Below are 3,802 nucleotides of genomic sequence, written 5' to 3'. Positions count from 1 at the left end.
GCCCGGAGAGGTGTACAACCGCCAGCCGGGGAGGCGGTCCGGGACTGCCCCGCCCCCACCGCCGGTCCCCCACCGCGCGGGCGCCGATCCCGGGCGGTGTCCGACCGGCGCGCGATGATGGCGGGATGCGGATCCGGATCCACGCATTCGACCTCCCCGGACGGCACTGCGCGGCCGGCCCCGGCTTCCCCGGGGCCGCCGAGGTGCACGTGGCGGTGCAGCGGCGCGGCCGGCCGCAGGAGCTGCTCGACCCGCAGCCGGGTGACGCGGCCTCGGCGAGCTGGACCTTGGAGTGCACGGCCACCGCGGCGGCGGACGGGTACGACCTGCGCGGCCCGTACGTCCAGGGCGGGCCGGCCGATCGGTTCGTCTACCTCTCCTGGGGCGAGACGGACGCGGCGGGGACGTTCGCGATGTTCCGCCGGGCGAAGCTGATGCTGGCCGCGGTCGACCCGGACGTGCTGGCGGCCGCCGTACGCTCCGGCCTGCTGGTCGGGCGGCTCGGGCTCACCGACGCCGCGGGGCGGCCACTGTGCGCACAGGTACGGCCGCCGCGGATCGCCTGGACCGCGGGCGGCTGAGCCGCGCCCGGCACCCGCACCCCGGCGCGGCCGCGCGGACCGCCTCCGACCTGCGCTGAACCGCTGTCAGGGCCCGCCCGTCACCGCCTTGATCGTCTCGGCTATGCTGCGCCCCGACCGGGCGCGCAGACGCGCCGGCACTGCGGCGATGGGGTGGGAACGACCATGATGGGACCGGCACACGCGCTCTCCGGAGCGGCGGCCTGGCTGGCCGCGGGCGCGGCCGCGTACGGGCTGGACCACCCGATGCCCTGGCCCGTCCTGCTGGCCGGTGCGCTGATCTCCGCCGGTGCGGCGCTCGCCCCGGACCTCGACCACAAGGCGGCGACCGTCTCGCGGGCCTTCGGACCGCTCTCCCGCGGTCTGTGCGAGGTGATCGACAAGATCGGCGCGGCGGCGTACTCGGCGACCCGCGGCAAGGGCGACCCGCGCCGCAACGGCGGCCACCGCACGCTGACCCACACCTGGCTGTGGGCGGCGATGTCCGGCGGCATCGCCTCCGTCTTCTCGGCGTACGGCGGCCGGTGGGGCGTGCTGGTGGTGCTGTTCATCCACATGGTGCTGGCGGTCGAGGGGCTGCTCTGGCGGCAGGCGCGGATGTCCAGCGACATCCTGGTGTGGCTGCTGGGCGCGACCAGCGCCTGGACGCTGGCGAGCGTGCTGGACAAGCCGGGCAACGGCTCCGACTGGCTGTTCTCCCAGCCCGGTGAGCAGTACCTCTGGATCGGGCTGCCGGTCGCGCTCGGCTCCCTGGTGCACTGCCTGGGCGACGCGCTGACGGTCTCCGGCTGCCCGGTGCTGTGGCCGATCCCGATCGGCCGCAAGCGCTGGTACCCGATCGGTCCGCCGAAGGGGATGCGGTTCCGGGCCGGCAGCTGGGTGGAGATCAAGGTCCTGACCCCGGTGTTCATGGGGATCGGCGCGATCGGCGCGATCGCGGCGCTGGGCTTCATCGGCTGACGTCCATCGGCTGACGTCCCGTCACGTCCGTGGCGGGAGCCGGTGCAGGACGACGCCGCCGAGGCGGCCGTCCTGCACCTGCGCCGTCATGTAGGTGCAGAACGGCTGGCGCCGCCGGTCGGTGGGCGAGCCCGGGTTGAGCAGGCGCAGGCCCCGGGCGGTGGTGGTGTCCCACGGGATGTGGCTGTGGCCGAAGACGAGTACGTCGAGGTCGGGGAAGCGCTCGGCGCAGCGCCGTTCGCGCCCCTGGGCGGGGCCGGTCTCGTGGACGACGCCGAGGCGCAGGCCGCCGAGGTCGGCGCGTGCGGTCTCGGGCAGCCGGGCGCGCAGCGCCGGCCCGTCGTTGTTTCCGTGGACGCCGATCAGCCGCCGGGACAGCGACTCCAGCAGGTCGAGGGTGTCGGTGTCGGTCCAGTCGCCGGCGTGCACGACCGCGTCGGCGGTGGCGATCGCGGCGAGCAGGTCGTCCGGCAGCCGGCGGGCGCGGGACGGGACGTGCGTGTCGGAGACCAGGAGGAGCTGCACGCGGGCAGTCTTCCCGTCCGGCCGTCGGGAGCGGCGGCGGCACGCCCTTCCGTCGGCGGCGGTCCGGATACTACTGTCGGGTAACCACTGTGTGTCCCGACCCGGAGGTCCGCCGATGCCCGCCCGTTTCCCGTCCGCCCGACTGCTCGGCGGGCTGCTGGTGACCGCGGGGGTGGCGCACTTCGCCGTCCCGCGCCAGTTCGACGCGATCGTGCCGCGGTCGCTGCCGGGCTCGCCGCGCACCTGGACGTACGCCAGCGGGGTGGCGGAGCTGGCGGTCGGCGCGGCCGTGCTGGCACCGCGCACCCGGGCGGCCGGCGCGCTGGCCGCCGCAGGGCTGTTCGCCGCGGTCTTCCCGGCCAACGTGAAGATGGCGTACGACTGGCGGAACCGCCCGGAGCCGTGGCGCTCGGCGGCGCTGGCACGGCTGCCGCTCCAGGCACCGCTCGTGCTGTGGGCTCTGCGGGTGCGGCGCGGGGCCTGAGCACCGCGGGACGGGCCGGCGGGCGCGAACGGGCCGGGCCGGTTCGGGCCGGGTCCGCGCGGGCCGGGCCGGATCAGGTCGGATCAGGGGACGACGGTGACCGGCCAGCGGCCCGCCTTCACCAGGCGGACGGCGACCGAGCCGATGATCCGGTGGCCGGCCTGCTCGGAGGCGCCCACCACCACGGCGTCGGCCGTGAGGTCGTCGGCCGCCCGGACCAGCCCGGTGTACGGGTCGCCGGGGAAGGTGAGGAACTGCCAGCGGACCTGGTAAACGCCACGGAGCCGCTCGACCGAGGCGCGGATCTCGTTGACCAGCTCGTCCGCGACCGCGCCGGTGGCCGCGGAGACCGGGACGCCGAGGGCGGCGGCGGCACTGAGGACCGGCTGCACGTACACGACGGCGAGCAGGGCGTTCTGCCGCCGGGCGAGGCCCGCGGCGTAGGCGACCGCCCGCCAGGAGGCCTCGGAGCCGTCGGCCCCGGCGACGATCACCTTGGGGCCGTCGGTGCCCCGTTCGAAACCGGGGCCGGCGGCCGGCAGCCGGGCGGCGGACATGTCGTCACTCACGGCACGAGCCTATCCCCGTGGCCCTCCCGCACGGGCCGCGGGGGGTGGCCCGCTTCGGGGGCGAACACCCCGCCCGGCACGGCGAGATCGGCCGCCCGGGAGCTCCCGGGAGCCCGGGCTCCGGGCCGGCCGGATCCCCGGGTCAGCCGGGGTCGCCGGCGAGCGCCTCGGCCACCGTGCCGTAGATCCGCAGCACCTCGTCGGCGCCGGCGATCTCCAGCAGGGCGGTGACCGCCGGTCCGGGATCGGCCAGCACCAGCGTGCCGCCGGCGGTCTCCACCGCCTCGCGAAAGCCCAGCAGCAGATCGAGGCCGGCCGAGTCGCAGAAGGTCAGCCCGCCGCAGTCGACCACCAGCAGCCCCTCCCAGGCGGAGAGCGCCTGCTCCAGCGCCTCGCGCAGCGCGACCTCGCCGTCGCGGTCGAGTTCGCCCTCGGGTCGGACCACCACCGCGTGCGCCGTCCGCCGCACCTCGACGGCCAGCTGCCCGGTGTCCGGATCCATCGCCCACTCCTCGCGCCGGCCGACACGCCCCTCCCACGATAGGTCGGCGGGGGGGGCCGCGCGCCGGGGGCGGGCAATTGCCGCGACTGCTGGGTCGCTCGGTATACAAGGAAGGTTGGGGGGCGGGTGTTCACGTGCGCTCTCGCGAGCTCTCTCGGGGGGGGGGGCGCGCGGGGGGCGG

Annotated in this window: 6 protein-coding genes; 3 read left to right on the top strand and 3 right to left on the bottom strand. The window is 76.4% G+C overall.

Going from position 1 to position 3,802, the window contains the following annotated elements:
* Positions 1-125: 125 nt before the first annotated feature.
* Both ACFV0G_RS36945 and ACFV0G_RS36940 read left to right on the top strand, forming a co-directional pair.
* On the top strand, positions 126-581 hold the full coding sequence (locus tag ACFV0G_RS36945) for a DUF5990 family protein (RefSeq protein ID WP_380557431.1): 456 nt from the start codon (positions 126-128) through the stop codon (positions 579-581).
* Between the two features lie 165 nt (positions 582-746).
* Positions 747-1,541 (top strand): metal-dependent hydrolase, encoded by a 795-nt coding sequence (locus ACFV0G_RS36940; protein WP_380557428.1) that lies wholly within the window; start codon positions 747-749, stop codon positions 1,539-1,541.
* Between the two features lie 21 nt (positions 1,542-1,562).
* On the opposite strand, the gene ACFV0G_RS36935 is transcribed toward ACFV0G_RS36940, so the two are convergent.
* Entirely contained in the window at positions 1,563-2,066 is a 504-nt protein-coding gene (locus ACFV0G_RS36935) for a metallophosphoesterase family protein (RefSeq protein ID WP_380557425.1), read from the bottom strand.
* Positions 2,067-2,181: 115 nt separating this feature from the next.
* Between ACFV0G_RS36935 and ACFV0G_RS36930 the strand changes: the two genes are divergently transcribed.
* Positions 2,182-2,550, top strand: coding sequence for a MauE/DoxX family redox-associated membrane protein (locus ACFV0G_RS36930; RefSeq protein ID WP_380557422.1), 369 nt, complete (start codon positions 2,182-2,184; stop codon positions 2,548-2,550).
* Between the two features lie 83 nt (positions 2,551-2,633).
* On the opposite strand, the gene ACFV0G_RS36925 is transcribed toward ACFV0G_RS36930, so the two are convergent.
* Together ACFV0G_RS36925 and ACFV0G_RS36920 are read right to left on the bottom strand one after the other, a co-directional pair.
* Complete coding sequence (locus ACFV0G_RS36925) at positions 2,634-3,107, bottom strand: universal stress protein (protein ID WP_380557434.1); 474 nt, start codon at positions 3,105-3,107, stop codon at positions 2,634-2,636.
* A gap of 154 nt (positions 3,108-3,261) precedes the next feature.
* A complete protein-coding gene (locus ACFV0G_RS36920; RefSeq protein ID WP_380557419.1) occupies positions 3,262-3,621 on the bottom strand; it encodes an STAS domain-containing protein in 360 nt (119 codons plus the stop codon).
* Between the last annotated feature and the right edge of the window lie 181 nt (positions 3,622-3,802).

Source organism: Kitasatospora sp. NPDC059571 (assembly GCF_042735675.1).
GTDB lineage: Bacteria > Actinomycetota > Actinomycetes > Streptomycetales > Streptomycetaceae > Kitasatospora.
This window is presented reverse-complemented; position numbering and strand designations above follow the sequence as displayed.